Raw genomic sequence first — 17,468 nt, 5'->3', positions numbered from 1 at the left:
GAAGAGCCTTTCCGTATACATAAACAATGCTAACGACAGTTATAGTAATTCATTTGTTAGAACAATTGAATTAACTAAGGTCTGTGTCAGGAGGAGTATATCCAAGGTGACGAGTCATTGATACAATTTGGCCTTTATGATGAAATTCATGTGTCTCCGTATGAGTTAAAAGCCATAGTGGAGTTGTGCTCCAAGGTTCTTTTTGCCAGTTCACTTCATTTGCTATATTTTCGAGCCACCGGTCATTGTATTCATCTAAAAAGCGTTGTACAGTCTCATCTACTATCTTAAATCTAGCACGGACTTTTGTGACATCTGCATGTTCAATTTCATAATCGCTAGCAAATGAGAAATCTGCTCGTTTTTGGTTAAATGCGAATGTTCCAAGCCAGTATCGATAGCAATCGGCTACATGAATATGCGTCTTCATAATGCTACCGCTTCCGAAATTAGGAACCGTACTGTGCAATTTTTCTTGTGGAATTTCTTCCAAAAATGTAAATAGATTTTCCCTTGTAGAACTAATAAGATTATATTGTTGTTTTAAAACATCTAACATGTAATTACACTCCTCTTTTGTTTACTGTAATATTTGTGCAGTAAGTATTTCTATATTTATGAGGAGTGGTCCTTTTTTATTGTTTTCAGTAAGCATATTAGATGTTTTTCTTAATTGTTTCTGATAGATTAAACAAGGTGAAACTTTAATAAGTAGAACATTCTTAGTTCATAATAAATTGTACATAAAAAAGGAGACGATAAAATGAATAGAATAATTGGTTTAAAACAATTTGAAATAACGCGTGGGGCATTACTTCAATTTATGGAAACGTTAGATGATAAAACTGCGGATACGCAGCCGGAGGGCTTTAACAATACAATTCGCTGGCATATCGGTCATGTGTTAACGGCAGCAGAAGTTTTCATGTTTGGAAAAGAATTTAAACAATTACCAACTGAATATCCAGGTATGTTTGGATATGGTTCAAGACCATCTAAATGGAAAACAGAAGGGCCATCATTAGAAGTGTTAACGGTTCAATTAAAAGAACAAGCGAAGCGCATTCAAGAAATTCCAGCAGAAGCATTTGAAAATAAACTTCCAGAGCCATTTTTAGGGTTGGAAACAGTTGGAGAGCTTTACGGTATGATGCTTTATCATGAAGCAGACCATATTGGGCAAATGAAGGCGATGGAACGTATTATTAAGGCTCTTTAGTTTTGGGTAAAGTTTAATTGCATATAAAAAATGAAATCACAGATGTTTTGACGAAATTGAGGTGTAAGTAATTACAACCTTATTTTTCACAATACAGGTGTAATGTTAAATAATATATAGACAAAAAAGGGTAGATAATTTATTATCTATCCTTTTTTGTTGTTGAACTTCTTGAAGGATTAAGGATTATGAACGCTAATCATCGTGATGCTGATGAAGAAGGAAAGAAAACCAACCAATTAGGATAAAGAAACATCCTAAATTTTATGGTAGTTATTATTTTTTTGTATCATTTTATGGAAAAATATTGAAAATAATATAGAAAAAAGTATAAGGTTGCAAAATCTGTATGAAATAGGGTATTCCTAAATATGGAATATACGTATAATAAAAGAGAAGAACTAGAGAAATGGGGGAATACTATGATTACATTGGAACAAAAGTTAGAGCAATACACACATACATATGCACAGTTAAAGGGAGAACTAAAATGGAAAACGAGTGATTCTCGAACAGGTATGATGATTGCTGCTATGTATGCAGGTAGTGATAAACTGTTTGATCTCGGACGTTTTTTAGAAATTAGTAGTTATATTAAGAATCAGGTAGGGATGTTTTCATACTTAAAGTCTTATCATCGCTTTGTGGTGTCCGCAACATTAGATATTCACTTTACAGATTACAAGGAAGCTTTTCGGAGGTTTTTAGATTTATATGAACAATTGGTCGCTGGTGGCTTTAGCCGGAGTATATTTACTTATCTCGCAGCAGCTGTGCTTTTAACAGAAGAACGTGGACAGCAAGGTACGCACATTCAGCGTTCGATACAAGTATATAAACGCATGAAAAAGGATCATCTCTTTCTTACAGGTACAAATGATTATCCGCTCGCGGTTTTACTAGCAGGACAATCAGAGAATGTAGAAACACTTATGGACCGAGTAGAACGTCTTTATCAGAAACTAGCGAAAGCTGGTTTGCGTAAAGGGAATGATCTTCAATTTTCAAGTCATATTCTTTCACTAAAGAAGGATGTCCGTGAAGAAATATTAGTTGCAAAATGCACAAACATATGGAAGTTGTTAAAACAAGAAAAGGTAAAAGTGAAACAGATGCATTATCCAGCTATCGGGCTACTAGCGTTACTTGAGGATGGAGAAAAAGAGATTCATTCTATTAAAGCATTGATTGAAAAATTGCAGGGGGAGAAATTATTCCGTTGGCATACAGATACGAATATTCTTATTGCTATTCAACTGTTTGTAAGTCAAAAAGGTGAGGAGAGTAAAGCTACCAACGCAGGTTTACAAACAATGATAGAAGTCCTCATACAGGCACAACAGGCAGCTATGATGGCAACGATCGCCGCTTCATCTGCAGCAACCTCTTCTGCTAGTAGTAGTTCATAATGTGCAACTGCTTATGCGCTTGTAAATTATGATGAACCTATAGCCTCTTTGATGAGAACAGTTTAAAAAATATTAATAAAAAAGGCCCATCACTCTCTAATGAGTGATGGGCTAACTGTTTTTACAGAGTGGATTTTTTATTGGGTAAGGAAGGAAGATAAGTTGTTATTTTAATGTTTTTACATAATTAGCATTATCTTTTCGACTCCTTCAAATGTTTGAGCTGCGTAACAATCATAATGCTAATGACAACTAATAAAAACCATGAGCTAATTTTGCTAAGGTGAACGAGGTTCCACGCTTCTCGTTGGTTTGGATATTGCCACGCTCCAAAAAATGTTGCGATGTTCTCTGCAATCCAAATAAAGAATCCTATAAGGAAGAATGAGAGTACGAGCGGCATTTTATATGTAAAGTCTTGTACTGAGAATTCCACAAATGTGCGAAAGAAAACAATGAATAAAATTAAAGTTAATACCCATCTAAAGTCATATAGAAAATGATGTGTAAAAAAATTAAAGTAAATCATTGCTCCTAGAGGTATTGTAAAAATAGCTTTCGGCCAATGATGCATTTGTAAATGCAATCTTCTCCACGCTTGGCATATGTAACTTGCAACACTTGCATACATAAAACCACTGTAAAGCGGAACTCCCAAAATCTTCGAATACGCCTCTTCGGGGTAACTCCATGAACCGAAATGTACTTTATATATTTCTAGCAAAAGGCCGATGAGGTGGAAGACAGTAATTACTTTTAGTTCGTCTTTCGTTTCAAGTCCTGTTTTATACATTATATATTGCATAAGAAGACATACAATGAGTATGAGATCATAGCGATATAACCCTGGGATAGAAATGATTTTTGAAAGGGCTAGTGTTAAAAAAATGACGACTGGGAATAAGCAAGATAATGCTTGTTCGTAAGTAAAATAGAGTAGTTGTTTTACATAAAACATTATTTCACCTTCTGCGAGTTCTTATTTTGATTGAATAATCTGAAGAATAATTAAGTATACTATAGTTCTAAATAATAGAGAACTATAATTGGTTTGTTTAAAAAAACAAAAAAATGTAAAATGAAGTTAATTTAATGTAGAGGAGATGTGCCAATGTCAGCGCTTATTGTAAGTATCCCGTTAAAAAAACAGTTTATGGAACAAGGGGATGAATAGGCTAGAATTATTGTCCCCGCTATTTAAAAAAGGGGAGTTTTAGATGACGATGAATCTTTTTCAAAATAAAACTATTAAATTATCAGCTATTAGAGAAGCAGATGCTGAAGTAATGGCTATGTGGCAAGAGGATAGTGAGTACTTAAGAAATGTAGATACAGACTTGGCATTCCCGCAATCGTTACATGAAATAGCGAGTGATGGGCTATTAAAGGGACGGAGATCGAATAGTGTTTCTTTCATGTTAAGAACAGTTCAAGATGATCGCTTAATTGGTTTTGTTGCAATTCACGGCATAGAGTGGAATAACAGAACAGGTTTATTAGCAATTGGTATAGGAGATGCGAATGATAGAGGGAAGGGATATGGAAGGGAAACAATACACCTTATTCTAAAGTATGCTTTCTATGAATTGAATTTACACCGCATCGGTCTCGATGTTATTTCGTATAATAAATCTGCCATTGCACTATATAAAAAGATGGGTTTTCAGATGGAAGGATGTATGAGGGAAGCAGTTCAAAGAGACGGAAAGTGTTTTGATCGTATGATTATGGGGATATTGCGAGATGAATGGATAGAGCTGCAGAACTAGCAAAAACATACAGAATAATTGTGTAGTGTAGAGTGAAAAGTTGTAATATTTAGGTAATTACGAGCAGAGGAGTGTACTAATGGAAGGTTTATCTTCATTAAGAGAGTGTTTATATCAGCTAGAGGAACGATTACTTAAACCAGGGGTTCGCACATCTCAAAAGGAGCTTAAAAAGATACTTGCCGCTGATTTTTTTGAGTTTGGGAGTTCTGGTAAAGTTTTATATAAAAATGAGGATATCGATAAAAATGGAATTGGTGTGGTAAAAATGACTTTGAGTGATTTTGAAGTACATCCATTATCCAAAGATGTAGCATTAACTACTTATCGAATATTCAATGAAATGAATAATTAACACTCGTTACGTAGTTCGATATGGAAATTTAGAGAAGGAAGATGGCAAATGTATTTTCATCAAGGTACACCTGCTAAATTTTAGTGAAGCTTTTTGTATGAAAAAGAAACTATAAAGAATAGAGTTGTTGAATATATTAGTCCTTTATATATATAAAGGACTAATGAAAGGTGTCTTTCTAAAATATCTAAATTTGTTCTTAAAAGGGTCTTGTTAATAAAGGTACATTCCATATTATATATGTAGTATGCAGGAGATATAACGGTAATTGGCGAAATTTTACAGTGAGCTGATTGAATTTATAAGGAGTTATGCGAGATGAACTTAGAAAAAAGTAAGCCAGTAAACGAAGAGGTCGCTGAATTAAAAGAACTAATTAAAGAACTACACGGAAGTGTACATCAACTTCAAAGTGAAGTGCAGCAACTAAGGCACGAAAGACCAGTTGTTGAAGTGAGAAAAGGTGTTCAATTATCACCGGCAATCATTGGACAAATTGGTGGTATGATTTTAGGTGGATTAGCAATTATAGGTATATTTTGGTGATGAAAACAGGTATGCGGCGTAGTGCTGTATACCTGTTTTACTGTCGTTATTTGTCGACAAGTCGATATTCGTTGTCGAATCGCCGATATATTTAGAAAATCGCTGATATATTCGGAGAAACGATCGATATATTTTAAAAATCGCCGATATAATTTCATGCAATACAACTTCTACATTAAATAACGTAAATAAATGTAAGCATGTGATAACAATAGCGCAATGATCGTTAAGGGGAAACCGATTTTTAAGAAGTCCATATAAGAGAACCCATGTCCTTCACGTTTTGCAATACCAGCAACGACTACGTTTGCTGATGCTCCAATTAATGTTCCGTTGCCTCCTAGGCAAGCTCCAAGTGATAACGCCCACCATAGTACTTCAATTTGCGGAGAATCGACAGATAGTCCGAGTCCTGTAGCTAAATCTTGAATAAGTGGGATCATCGTTGCGACAAATGGGATGTTATCAATTGTCGCAGATGCGATGCCAGATACCCATAAGATAAGTATAGCAGCGAAACCGATATCGCCATTTGTTACGTCGAGTACTTCTTTTGCGAGTGAAGAAATAAGTCCGATATCAATTAATCCGCCAACGAGAACGAATAGTCCAGCGAAGAAGAAAATTGTTACCCATTCAACGTGGGCAAATACATCTTCAATATCATGTTCTTTCACACCGATTAACATAAGAAGTGTAGCACCTGTCATCGCAATAACGGCAGCGTCTACATGAATAATAGAATGAAGTACAAAGCCTAAAATAGTTAGTCCTAAAATCGTAATGGATTTTAAAAGGAGGCTCTGATCTTTAATATAATCTTTTTCATTTAATGCCATTAGCTTTTCGATTTGCTCAGGCGTTGTTTTTAGTTTGTTGCGATACATGAAGTAAATAATGCCAAGTGTAACGATAGAAATAATGATTACGATTGGAGCTAAGTTTAGTAAAAAGGCATTAAAGTCTAAATGCTTATTAGCTGATCCAATCATAATGTTCGGCGGGTCACCAATTAATGTTGCTGTTCCGCCTATATTTGAAAATAGTACTTCTGAAATTAAATAAGGAACAGGATTTACTTTTAAAATACGTGTAATGGATAGTGTAACAGGTACGATTAATAATACGGTTGTTACGTTGTCCAAAAATGCAGAACCGACAGCAGTTAATAGGGATAGTAATAATAAAATGCGGATTGGTTTTCCGCCAGCTGCTTTTGCTGCTTTTATGGCTACAAATTCAAATACGCCTGATTGACTCGTAATATGTACGAGAATCATCATCCCAATTAAAAGGGTAATCGTTTCCCATTGAATATGCGATGTGAAAGCAGTATGTAAATCTACAATTCCAAAAATAATCATAATAGCAGCACCGAATAGTGCGATTACAGCACGATTCAATTTCTCAGAAATAATAAAACCGTACGTGACTAAAAATACGGCAATTGTAAAATAATATTGCCAATTTGCTACTTCATGTGCTGATTGTTCCAATCATGTCACCTTCTTTAAAGTATGTATTCAATTGTCGAAATGTATCTCGCTGTATTAATACGGGATAAAATATATTGTAGCAAATTCAAAAAAGAAAGAAAACTATTTAACAATGTGAAGGAAAAAATGTGATTTTTACATATCATATAAAGTGAAACTTTAATCAGTGGGGGTTTTTGTTCATCCCCCACTGATTATTAGTCTTCACCAATCGGGCATTTACGGATAGTTGATTTCCCACCTAGCTGACGTGTGTTCGCTGGATTTTGGGGTGGGAATCTTACTATCCGTTAATGCGGGATAAAAAATATAAAAAACACAGTGCAAATTATTAGGAAAAGTGGGCGTTGTCCTCTAATATAGAGATAGCAATTTACATTATTTTTGCGTAAAATGGTTTAAAGAGGTGAATTCCGATGGAAATAGTAAAAGATAGTTCTCTTATTCAAAATGAAATTGAACGTTTTGTAAATAAAGATGTATATATTCATTTAGAAACGACGAATGGAGCGTATGCGTCACACTTTAATGAAAAGATGATGACAGTAGGAGCATTCATTCGAAATGCAATTATTCGCTTTGAGCGTGGGAAAATAACTGGAACAAACCCATACCGAGTTGGTTTGAAAATGGATCATGGCTGGGTATATGCAGAAGGCATTACGCACTGGGAAGTAGACGATAAAGAGCGTTTATTACTAGCAGGGCATGATAACCAAGGCCGCTTAGCGGTAGCGCTTGAGCTAAGCTTAACGCCATTTAAGTAAGAAGGAGGGAAACTTATGGAGAGACATGTACTTGTTGTATTTCCGCATCCAGATGATGAAGCATTTGCTGCGGGAGGAACAATTCGCTTATTAACAGATCAAGGAGTACCTGTAACGTACGCATGTGGTACTCTTGGACAAATGGGACGTAACATGGGGAAAAACGTATTTGCTAACCGTGAAACGATTCCAAATATACGTGAAAAAGAATTAAAAGATGCATGTGAAGCGATGGGGATTCAAGATTTAAGAATGCTCGGTTTCCATGATAAAACGTTAGAATTTGAAGATGTTGATTTTGTTGCCGATAAAATCGAAGCGATTATTCAAGAAGTAAATCCATCTCGAATTATTACATTTTATCCAGAACACGGCGTACATCCGGATCATGATGCATTTGGCCGCGCTGTAGTTCGCGCTGTATCACGTATGCCAAAAGAAGAACGTCCAGCCATTCATGCGGTTGCGATTACGAGAAATCGCGAAGCAGTACTCGGTGAACCGGATGTTGTAAATAATATTAGTGAAGTATTTGAACATAAATTAGCTGCACTAGGCGCGCATCGTTCACAAACGGAAGCGATGCTAGAAGAAACGCATGCAAAAATAAAAAACAAAGACGCAGCAACATTAAAATGGCTGCAACTTGAACAGTTTTGGACTTATAAATGGGAGTAGGCTAGAAGGGTACCTTCTAGTAGCTCTTACATAGAAAAAGCGCCGTCACTTGTGATGGCGCTTTTTGTGCTATTGTTTCGTATTAGCCAAATACATGAGCATATGGAATTTTTCGTCTCTTACATGATAATCGAAATAAGGTCCTGGATCTGTACAGTAACCGATATTTTCATTTTGCATGATTTGAAATCCGTTAACTGATAAATTTTCTTCTAAGTATTTTGGATGTAAAATATGCTCATGGGAATTTGGGTATAAGGCTGAAATATTTTTCAAGGATTTGGCCGAGTTATCATAATACGAGTATCCACCGACAATTGTTGAACTGTTATGTAAATAGTTTTTTAGAACATGACTTGGGAACTCTGGGTTGAGCAGTGAAAAATCAGTTATTGTAAAACTATCCACAAAAACATCGATGCTAAGCGGTTTCAATGGTAGATTTAAATCGGAATTCAAAATATAAAGGACGCGTGGCTTCGGATTCATACGCTCAATTCTATTTCTCACCTTCTTGAGCATTGCAAGCGAATAGCCACTGAATACATAGTTTGCGCTTGGTTCAAGAACATCGATATATTTGGGTAGTGATACAAAAGCATCAACGTTTGTTTCCACAATTAATTTGTTTTTCAAATCTATATTTTGTAGAACTTTTTGAAATCGAAAATTACTTTTTTCAAATAAGTTAATCATTTTGGGATTGATCTCTTTAATCGTTTCTTTATCGTAAAAATAAGATGGATAAGGAGACGTCTCATACAAGTTCGCGGTAATGATAATACCCTCCTCGATAGCTGCTTCGTATCCACAGCTACAAGTTAAACTCCCCGTGTGAATGTAGACTTTTTTAATCGTTACATCTTTCATTTCAAGTGGAATGCGGCATTTCGGACAATAGAGAAAATTTACAAAGTCAAGCGGGATTCCTGTAATACTTTCTTCTTTGGATGAAGGCGAGCTAGTTTGAACCGCTTTTTCAATCAATTGGATAGCTTTTGATATGTCTTCTTTTTTCTTGGTTAGCTCGTCCTTTTTATCAATGAGCGAGTTGTTGTAGTAGTCGATATCCTCATGGTCCGAGAAGTTTGTGACACGCCGATATGATAAAATTCGTTGGATTTCTATCAATGAAAAATGAAATTTTTTCAGCTCAGTAATAAAAGACATGTCGTCGAAACACAATTGGTTCATTTGATACTGAGTGTTTTTTTTGTCTGGTATTAATAATCCTAGTTCAATGTAATAACGAACGGTATCAGTCGTAACATGAAAAAGCTTCGCAAATGTACCAATTTTCATAGATGTACCCCCTGATTAAAAAAGTGGAGTTACTCCACTTTTTTCACAAAATGAATTCAAAAAACTCTCAAATGGCTATTGACTTGGAGGGAACTCCAAGTCATATTATTAACTTAATAATTTTGAATATTAAGAATATTTTTGACTGTATTGTAACATACATGTCACGAAAGGAGAAGGATTAGCTATGGATAAGATGGATCATATGGATACACTCTCACTATGGACAGCGACTGCAAACAGATATGACAAAGGAAAACCTCTTGAAGGAAATGAAGAGGCGGATGTTGTCATTATTGGCGCAGGTTTCACAGGTCTTTCTTCTGCATATCATTTGCAAAAGTTAGGGAAGAGTGTCATTGTCCTTGAGCAGGAAACAATCGGATATGGCGCAAGCGGTCGCAACGGCGGGATGGTATTGCCAGGCTATAAGTCAACGATGCAGGAGCTTGCCAAGAAGTATGGTGCCGAAGAGGCGAGGCAGCTTAACGATCTTTCTCTGCTTAGTGTTGAATTAGTTAAAAACATTATTGACGAGCATCAAATTAACTGTAACTTCAGAAAGACAGGTCACATTGTGGCGGCTTACAAAGCCAAGCATTTTGAAGGGTTGAAACTTGAAAGTGAATACTTAAACAAAAATTTTGGATATGAATGTAGCGTGCTTAATCGAAGTCAGTTGCATCAAGAAATTGATTCCCCGCAATATTATGGTTGCTTAGTCGACGACTCGAGTTACTCGTTCCAACCACTGAACTATGCAATTGGTTTGGGAGAAGCAGCTAAATCGATCGGTGCAAAAATCTTTGAGCATTCGAAAGCACTATCTATTGAGTACGGCCGAAATAGTGTGAAAGTTATTACAGAAAAAGGTACTGTTACAGCGAAAGACATTATTGTGGCTACAGATGGTTACTCCGGAAAAATTATGGCTGAATTGAATAAAGGCGTACTGCCAATTTCGGCACGTATTATTGGTACTGAACAGCTTCCAGAATCATTGGTGAATAGCGTCATTCCTAAAGATCGCATGGTTTTTGATACAAGCAGTTTCCTTTACTATTTCAGGCGTACACCAGATAATCGGATCATATTTGGCGGTGGCGATATTCGTCCAAACTTAGGTGATGCTGTTTATCAAAATGTTTACGATGCCATGGTTAAAATAATGCCAAAACTAGAAGGAAGCAAGATTGATTACAGGTGGGGTGGATTTATCGGGGTTACAATTGATACGTTCCCCGTTATCGGTAGATCCAAAGAAGGCGCATATTTTGCAACGGGTTATACGGGGCATGGCGCGTCTCTCTCGACATTGTTTGGTAAGTTATTGGCACAATGGATCGTTACGGGGAGTGCAGGTGGATATCGATTTGAAAAAGAACGCCTCAAATCATTCCCATTCTATAATCAGAAAACGATGCTGGTCAATATAGCACATATTGGTTTCAAACTGGTAGATATTATCGCGTAAAGGAGAGGTGTTTATGAAAATTAACATGTTCATTGACGGGAAATGGGTAGAAGCATTATCGGGTGCTAGACGAAACATTATCAATCCTGCAACCGGAGCGGTTATCGCAACGTCTGCTCATGGATCAGCAGATGATGCGAAGATAGCAATTAAGGCGGCTCGTAAAGCGTTTGATAGCGGGATCTGGTCGGATTTATCGGCTGATGAAAGAGCTGACTATCTATATAAGATTGCAGACCGTCTTGAAGAGAATACAGCTGAAATTGCCCGTTTGGAAACTGCAAATAACGGTAAGGTTATCCGTGCAACAACCTATGTAGATATTCCTGTATCGATTCAATGCTTCCGCTATTATGCTGACTTGATTAAAGGTATGAAAAAGGAATCTTACACTCGTGATGATGCTTCAGAAACGATTATTATTCATGAACCGATTGGTGTTTGTGGACTTATTGTACCTTGGAATTTCCCGCTTATGTTAGCTGTTTGGCAAATTGCTCCTGCACTTGCCGCAGGGAATACAATTGTAATTAAGCCTGCTGACGTCACTCCTGTAAGCGTATTCAAATTATTTGAAATTATCGAAGAGGTTGGACTTCCGGATGGAGTAGCAAACTTAGTATTGGGACCTGGTTCAAAGGTTGGGAATGAGCTTGCAGAGAGCCATGATGTCGACAAAATTGCCTTTACTGGTGGAACAAAAACAGGTCAAAGTATTATGCGCGCAGCTGCAGGAAATATGAAAAAAATCACACTTGAACTAGGTGGTAAATCTCCACTTATTGTGTTCGACGATGTGGATTTTGAAACCGCAGTCGATAATGCGATGTTTGGTATTTTCCACAATGCTGGGCAAGTTTGTTCAGCTGCATCTCGTTTACTTGTACAAGAGACTATTTATGATAAGTTTGTTGAAAGATTGGCCGAGCGTGCGAACAAAATTGTAGTTGGCAACGGGGAAAGTGAGAATATTGAAATGGGAGCTCTCACAAACGAGTCTCATATGAATGAAGTTTTACATTATATTCAGAGAGGAATCGAAGAAGGTGCAAAATTAGTTTGTGGTGGTAAGCGCTTAACAGAAAATGGGCTTGGTCGAGGGTTTTTCATTGCACCAACAATCTTTGCTGATGTAAATGAGAATATGTGTATTGTGAAGGAAGAGATTTTTGGTCCAGTTCTTGTTGTACAGAAATTTAAAGATGAGGAAGATGCCATCCAAAAAGCGAATGATTCCATTTATGGATTAGCCGGTGCTGTATTTACTGAAGATATGGACCGAGCAAAACGTGTCATTAGTAAATTACGTGCGGGAATTACTTGGATTAATAGTTATCATCTCGCTTATGTTGAAGGCCCTTGGGGAGGGTATAAGCAAAGTGGCATCGGCAGAGCGTTAGGTGTTGCCGGACTGGAGCACTTTATGGAAACGAAGCAAATCAATATCCACCAGCATGCAAATCCGGTAGGGTGGTATGCGAATTAATTGAGCAAAACGTGCTATATAAATTATTTGTAAGGGGATATGCTCATGAAAATAGTGGACAACGGTCCGTCATCAAAAATAGAGCAACCAGAAGTAATGAATAAGCCGGTGGATGATTCAGTGCTAGGAACCAAAAGTATTCCGTTACTATATTTACGGTTTGCTTTGGCGGGAATTATGGCTAACGTAATTTTAGGAGTTGTATCGGTTGTTGATGGCTATTTCGTCAGTGGCTTTCAGGAGCTGGAAGTCGAAGGGATCGGAATTGGATTTACGGTCATGGTTATTACCCGTATGATTGGTGTTCTTTTAGGTGTGGGAGCCGGAGCGGTCATTTCACTTCGACTGGGGAAAGGGAAAATCGAAGAAGCTAGAAGTATTATGGGACAAACTTTATGGTTTACTCTTTTCCTGTCTTCTTTGTTAGCTATACTTGGGTTGGTCTTTGAAAATGATATTATGATTTTATTCGGAGCAAGTGATGAAGCACTTCCGTATGCGGTGCAATATAGCCGACTGCTATGGATTTCGTTGCCATTAACGATATTGGCCGTTGTATTAAGTATTTTAGCTAATATTGATGAAAAGCCTATATTATCAATGAACAGTTGGTTAGTCGCAGCGGTTGTTGCTGGGACTATGGAATGGATTATGGTAGTGAAGTATGACATGGGGATGATGGGTTCTTCATGGGCTAATACGATTTCACAATCGATTCCTGTTCTCCTAATCTTTTATTTCTGGTTTGGTAAAACAAAACTTAAGCCAAAAATGAAAGATATGATGATTAATCTCAAGAAGATTGGTGAAGTGGTTTGGACGGGCTTTGCATCTTTCTCGAGTCAGTTCATGATGTTTATTGCAATTATTTTCACCAACAACTTACTGCAAAGCTACGGTGGTGGTCTGCACGTTGCAGCTTTCACGATTCAAAACGGTTACATTACAAATCTCCTCGCCTTAGCAGCGCTCGGTGGGATGACAGGACTTCAACCGATTATTAGTTATAATTACGGTGCGGGCAACCTTGATCGTGTGAAACAAGCAATTAAGATGGGACTCATTTTTACAGTTTCCTTCTTTGTGATCGTGACAGCCATACTAGTCATTTTTGCAGATCCAATTGTGTCATTTTTTTCCGGTGGTAATCCTGAATTGCAGAAACTTGGCATTTGGACGACAGTTATATTCAATTGTTTGTTTACGCTTAGTGCAGTTAGCCTGCTTATCTCTGGTTATTTCGAATCACAAGAGAGAAACTGGTCCGCAACGTTTATTAGTGTAAGCAAAATATTGTTGTTCATGTTACCGTTTCTATTTATTTTCCCGAAATACTGGGGTGTAGAAGGTGTATGGTACGCTGCTCCTGCTGCAGAAATTCCAGGTGTTCTCATTGCCATATACTTTATGAAAAAAGAGTTTAAACGTTTAAAAAATACAAATGTTAAGACAGTAGATTTATAGACTTATTCCTTCAAAATTACCAATAAGAAAGAGAAAGAGAGAGGATTGTCATGTTTTTTGCGAAAAAACTTACAGCAGAAGAAGCAGAGCAACTAGGTGCCAACGCATGGGAACCATGGGTAGGCGAACCGAATAAAGGAACGTGGCATGTAGAAGAGCAGGAAGTTTTCTATGTGACAGATGGTGAAGTGTTTATTACTGTTGATGGGGAAAAGTATCATATTACAAAGGACTGGATCGTTTCCTTGGCTAAGGACCTTGTTTGTGAATGGGATTGCTCAGTATTTTTGAAAAAGAATTATAAGATGAACCATGAGATCCATCTGAAATAATGTGAACTGGGGAGTGGACAAATGCTAAGCAGATGACTGCTCCTGCGTATTCAATGAATAAGATTAATAATGTTGAAGAAATGTATGTAAATAAGTTTACATACCGTCAAATGAATGCGCTTTCTTTTTAGGGGCGATAACATAGGACGGTTATCTTAAAATAGGAGGCTTCACCATGGTAGTAATGAAAAATGTACAAACGTTGAAAAATTATATTGGCGGACAATGGATAGAATCCACAAGTAAGCAAGTTGAAGATGTACCAAATCCAGCAACAGGAGAGATTATTGCTCGTGTGCCTCTTTCGACTAAAGAAGATTTAGATAGAGCTGTAGCAACTGCGAAAGAAGCATTCAAAACATGGAGAAAGGTCGCTGTGCCTCGGCGTGCTCGGATTCTATTTCGCTATCAACAGCTATTGATTGAAAACTGGGAAGAGTTAGCTAAACTCGTAACCTTGGAAAACGGAAAAAGTTATAAGGAAGCATACGGTGAAGTGCAGCGGGGGATTGAATGTGTTGAATTTGCCGCAGGCGCACCCACTTTAATGATGGGAGAGCAACTTCCCGATATTGCTACTGGTGTTGAATCAGGGATGTATCGTTATCCGATCGGAGTAATCGCAGGAATAACGCCATTTAACTTTCCGATGATGGTGCCATGCTGGATGTTTCCACTCGCGATTGCATGCGGGAATACATTTGTATTAAAACCATCTGAAAGAACACCGCTATTGGCTAATCGCATAGCTGAACTGTTTAAAGAAGCAGGTCTTCCAGATGGAGTACTAAATATTGTGCATGGTGCACATGACGTCGTTAACGGCATTCTTGACAATGAGGATGTGAAAGCTGTATCTTTCGTTGGTTCTCAACCTGTGGCTGAGTATATATATAAAACAGCAGCAGCTAACGGTAAACGTGTACAAGCTCTTGCAGGGGCAAAAAATCATTCGATCGTATTAAAAGATGCGGACCTTAGTTCTACAGTGAAAGAAATTACAAGTGCTGCCTTCGGTTCAGCTGGTGAACGATGCATGGCAGCGGCTGTTGTTGTCGTGGAAGAAGACGTTGCAGATGAGCTCGTTAATAGACTGCTTCAAGAGGCTAATGCAATTACGATTGGTAATGGTCTGGAAGAAGGTGTTTTCCTTGGTCCTGTTATTCGTGAAGGACATAAAGAGCGGACACTCGGATACATTCAATCCGGTGTAGAGCAGGGAGCGACACTTATTCGTGACGGACGTGAAGACGATGTAGCAAACAGCCAAGGTTATTTTGTTGGCCCAACGATTTTTGACAATGTGACACAGGAAATGAAAATCTGGCAAGATGAAATTTTCGCACCGGTTCTTTCTATTGTACGCGTAAAAGACTTGATGGAAGCGATTCATGTTGCTAATGCATCGCCATTCGCAAATGGTGCATGTCTGTACACAAATAGCGCGAAAGCTATTCGTGAATTCCGTGAAGAAATTGATGCAGGTATGCTTGGGGTTAATCTTGGAGTTCCTGCTCCAATGGCATTCTTCCCGTTCTCAGGTTATAAGAAATCTTTCTATGGTGATCTCCATGCAAATGGAAAAGATGGCGTAGAATTCTATACTCGCAAGAAAATGCTTATGGCTCGTTATTGAAAGAGTGATGTAAAACCATAAAAAGATAGAATGGAGCTGGTGATTGTGCAAGCGACGGAGCAAACACAAAGTTTGAAAAAAACAGATGAAAAGTACCTTTGGCATGCGATGAGAGGAGCAGCCCCTAGTCCAACGAATTTAATTATCACAAAAGCAGAAGGGGCATGGGTGACGGATATTGATGGAAACCGTTATTTAGACGGTATGTCCGGTCTTTGGTGCGTGAATGTTGGGTATGGTCGAAAAGAGCTTGCAAGAGCGGCGTTTGAGCAGCTTGAAGAAATGCCGTATTTCCCTCTGACTCAAAGTCATGTTCCTGCTATTAAATTAGCAGAAAAATTGAATGAATGGCTTGATGATGAATACGTTATTTTCTTTTCTAACAGTGGATCGGAAGCGAATGAAACAGCGTTTAAAATTGCTCGTCAATATCATCAACAAAAAGGTGATCATGGACGCTATAAGTTTATTTCACGCTATCGTGCTTACCACGGTAACACAATGGGGGCTCTTGCAGCAACAGGTCAAGCACAGCGAAAGTATAAATATGAACCACTTGGGCAAGGATTCCTGCATGTAGCACCGCCGGATACGTATCGAAATCCAGATGATGTTCATACACTGGCAAGTGCTAATGAAATCGATCGTGTCATGACATGGGAGTTAAGCCAAACAGTAGCCGGTGTGATTATGGAGCCAATTATTACCGGGGGCGGAATTTTAATGCCTCCTGATGGATATATGGAAAAAGTAAAAGAAATTTGCGAGAAGCACGGTGCGTTGCTCATTTGTGATGAAGTTATATGTGGATTTGGACGAACAGGGAAGCCGTTTGGATTTATGAATTATGGCGTCAAACCAGATATCATAACAATGGCAAAAGGTATTACAAGTGCGTATCTTCCTTTGTCAGCAACAGCAGTTAGACGAGAGGTTTATGAGGCATTCGTAGGTAGTGATGATTATGATCGCTTCCGCCATGTAAATACGTTCGGAGGAAATCCTGCTGCTTGCGCTTTAGCTTTGAAGAATTTAGAAATTATGGAGAATGAGAAACTCATTGAACGTTCCAAAGAATTGGGTGAACGACTGTTATATGAGCTAGAGGATGTAAAAGAGCATCCAAACGTAGGAGATGTTCGCGGAAAGGGCCTTCTTTTAGGTATTGAACTAGTGGAAGATAAGCAAACAAAAGAACCGGCTTCCATTGAAAAGATGAACAAAGTCATCAATGCTTGTAAAGAAAAAGGTCTAATTATTGGTAAAAATGGTGACACTGTCGCAGGTTACAATAATATTTTGCAGCTTGCACCTCCATTAAGCATCACAGAGGAAGACTTTACTTTTATCGTTAAAACAATGAAAGAATGTTTATCCCGCATTAACGGGCAGTAAAACTCCCACCTCAAAATGCGGCTGGAGCAAAGAAGTTAGGTGGGAGATCAACTGCCCGTAAAAGCCCGATTGGTTCAACTAATAATCAGTGGGGGATGAACAAAAACCCCCCCACTGATTAAAGTTTCACTTTAGCTCAA

Annotated in this window: 16 protein-coding genes and 1 pseudogene; 13 read left to right on the top strand and 4 right to left on the bottom strand. The window is 37.8% G+C overall.

The window, feature by feature from the left end; genetic code table 11:
• Positions 1-70 precede the first annotated feature (70 nt).
• Positions 71-559 carry a DinB family protein gene (locus QCI77_RS17530; protein WP_353825286.1) on the bottom strand — a complete coding sequence of 163 codons (489 nt, stop codon included), beginning with the start codon at positions 557-559 and terminating at the stop codon, positions 71-73.
• A 204-nt stretch (positions 560-763) separates the two neighbouring features.
• Between QCI77_RS17530 and QCI77_RS17525 the strand changes: the two genes are divergently transcribed.
• Complete coding sequence (locus QCI77_RS17525) at positions 764-1,219, top strand: DinB family protein (RefSeq protein WP_002033453.1); 456 nt, start codon at positions 764-766, stop codon at positions 1,217-1,219.
• Between the two features lie 371 nt (positions 1,220-1,590).
• A complete protein-coding gene (locus QCI77_RS17520) occupies positions 1,591-2,628 on the top strand; it encodes a DUF4003 domain-containing protein (protein ID WP_353825285.1) in 1,038 nt (345 codons plus the stop codon).
• A gap of 193 nt (positions 2,629-2,821) precedes the next feature.
• Here QCI77_RS17520 and QCI77_RS17515 read toward each other — a convergent pair whose 3' ends face one another.
• A complete protein-coding gene (locus QCI77_RS17515) occupies positions 2,822-3,586 on the bottom strand; it encodes a DUF817 domain-containing protein (RefSeq protein WP_353825284.1) in 765 nt (254 codons plus the stop codon).
• Between the two features lie 259 nt (positions 3,587-3,845).
• On the opposite strand from QCI77_RS17515, the gene QCI77_RS17510 reads away from it, so the two are divergent.
• The 3 genes and pseudogenes from QCI77_RS17510 to QCI77_RS17500 all read left to right on the top strand — a co-directional run bounded on the left by QCI77_RS17510 (position 3,846) and on the right by QCI77_RS17500 (position 5,298).
• Positions 3,846-4,397: a GNAT family N-acetyltransferase gene (locus QCI77_RS17510; protein WP_061675389.1), complete on the top strand. Its 552-nt coding sequence runs from the start codon at positions 3,846-3,848 to the stop codon at positions 4,395-4,397.
• A 79-nt stretch (positions 4,398-4,476) separates the two neighbouring features.
• A pseudogene (locus QCI77_RS17505) lies at positions 4,477-4,836 on the top strand (nuclear transport factor 2 family protein).
• 234 nt (positions 4,837-5,070) lie between these two features.
• Positions 5,071-5,298 (top strand): coiled-coil domain-containing protein, encoded by a 228-nt coding sequence (locus QCI77_RS17500; protein WP_002111012.1) that lies wholly within the window; start codon positions 5,071-5,073, stop codon positions 5,296-5,298.
• A 170-nt stretch (positions 5,299-5,468) separates the two neighbouring features.
• Here the strand turns inward: QCI77_RS17500 and QCI77_RS17495 are convergent, their stop codons facing one another.
• Complete coding sequence (locus QCI77_RS17495) at positions 5,469-6,794, bottom strand: ArsB/NhaD family transporter (protein ID WP_002014220.1); 1,326 nt, start codon at positions 6,792-6,794, stop codon at positions 5,469-5,471.
• Positions 6,795-7,210: 416 nt separating this feature from the next.
• Here QCI77_RS17495 and QCI77_RS17490 point away from each other — a divergent pair, with 416 nt between their 5' ends.
• Together QCI77_RS17490 and bshB2 are read left to right on the top strand one after the other, a co-directional pair.
• Positions 7,211-7,561 carry a YojF family protein gene (locus tag QCI77_RS17490; RefSeq protein WP_000407039.1) on the top strand — a complete coding sequence of 117 codons (351 nt, stop codon included), beginning with the start codon at positions 7,211-7,213 and terminating at the stop codon, positions 7,559-7,561.
• A gap of 15 nt (positions 7,562-7,576) precedes the next feature.
• Complete coding sequence (gene bshB2 / locus QCI77_RS17485) at positions 7,577-8,239, top strand: bacillithiol biosynthesis deacetylase BshB2 (RefSeq protein WP_000439465.1); 663 nt, start codon at positions 7,577-7,579, stop codon at positions 8,237-8,239.
• 69 nt (positions 8,240-8,308) lie between these two features.
• Here bshB2 and QCI77_RS17480 read toward each other — a convergent pair whose 3' ends face one another.
• Positions 8,309-9,541, bottom strand: coding sequence for a MerR family transcriptional regulator (locus tag QCI77_RS17480; protein WP_044438868.1), 1,233 nt, complete (start codon positions 9,539-9,541; stop codon positions 8,309-8,311).
• Positions 9,542-9,728: 187 nt separating this feature from the next.
• On the opposite strand from QCI77_RS17480, the gene QCI77_RS17475 reads away from it, so the two are divergent.
• From QCI77_RS17475 to QCI77_RS17450, 6 genes are all read left to right on the top strand, one after another.
• Positions 9,729-11,015: an NAD(P)/FAD-dependent oxidoreductase gene (locus QCI77_RS17475; RefSeq protein WP_002033464.1), complete on the top strand. Its 1,287-nt coding sequence runs from the start codon at positions 9,729-9,731 to the stop codon at positions 11,013-11,015.
• Positions 11,016-11,028: 13 nt separating this feature from the next.
• Positions 11,029-12,501, top strand: coding sequence for an aldehyde dehydrogenase family protein (locus tag QCI77_RS17470; RefSeq protein WP_113769632.1), 1,473 nt, complete (start codon positions 11,029-11,031; stop codon positions 12,499-12,501).
• A gap of 45 nt (positions 12,502-12,546) precedes the next feature.
• Positions 12,547-13,965, top strand: a complete 1,419-nt coding sequence (locus QCI77_RS17465; protein ID WP_113735944.1) for an MATE family efflux transporter — start codon at positions 12,547-12,549, stop codon at positions 13,963-13,965.
• Between the two features lie 50 nt (positions 13,966-14,015).
• A complete protein-coding gene (locus QCI77_RS17460) occupies positions 14,016-14,297 on the top strand; it encodes a cupin domain-containing protein (protein ID WP_113769633.1) in 282 nt (93 codons plus the stop codon).
• A 175-nt stretch (positions 14,298-14,472) separates the two neighbouring features.
• Positions 14,473-15,933: a CoA-acylating methylmalonate-semialdehyde dehydrogenase gene (locus QCI77_RS17455; RefSeq protein WP_353825283.1), complete on the top strand. Its 1,461-nt coding sequence runs from the start codon at positions 14,473-14,475 to the stop codon at positions 15,931-15,933.
• Positions 15,934-15,963: 30 nt separating this feature from the next.
• Positions 15,964-17,328 (top strand): aspartate aminotransferase family protein, encoded by a 1,365-nt coding sequence (locus tag QCI77_RS17450; protein ID WP_215588380.1) that lies wholly within the window; start codon positions 15,964-15,966, stop codon positions 17,326-17,328.
• The last annotated feature ends 140 nt before the right edge of the window (positions 17,329-17,468 follow it).

The sequence above is a fragment of the Bacillus cereus group sp. MG9 genome, from assembly GCF_040459995.1.
GTDB classification, from domain to species: Bacteria; Bacillota; Bacilli; order Bacillales; family Bacillaceae_G; genus Bacillus_A; species Bacillus_A mycoides.
Note: the sequence above shows the minus strand (reverse complement) of the source record. Positions and strands in the feature narration are given on the sequence as shown.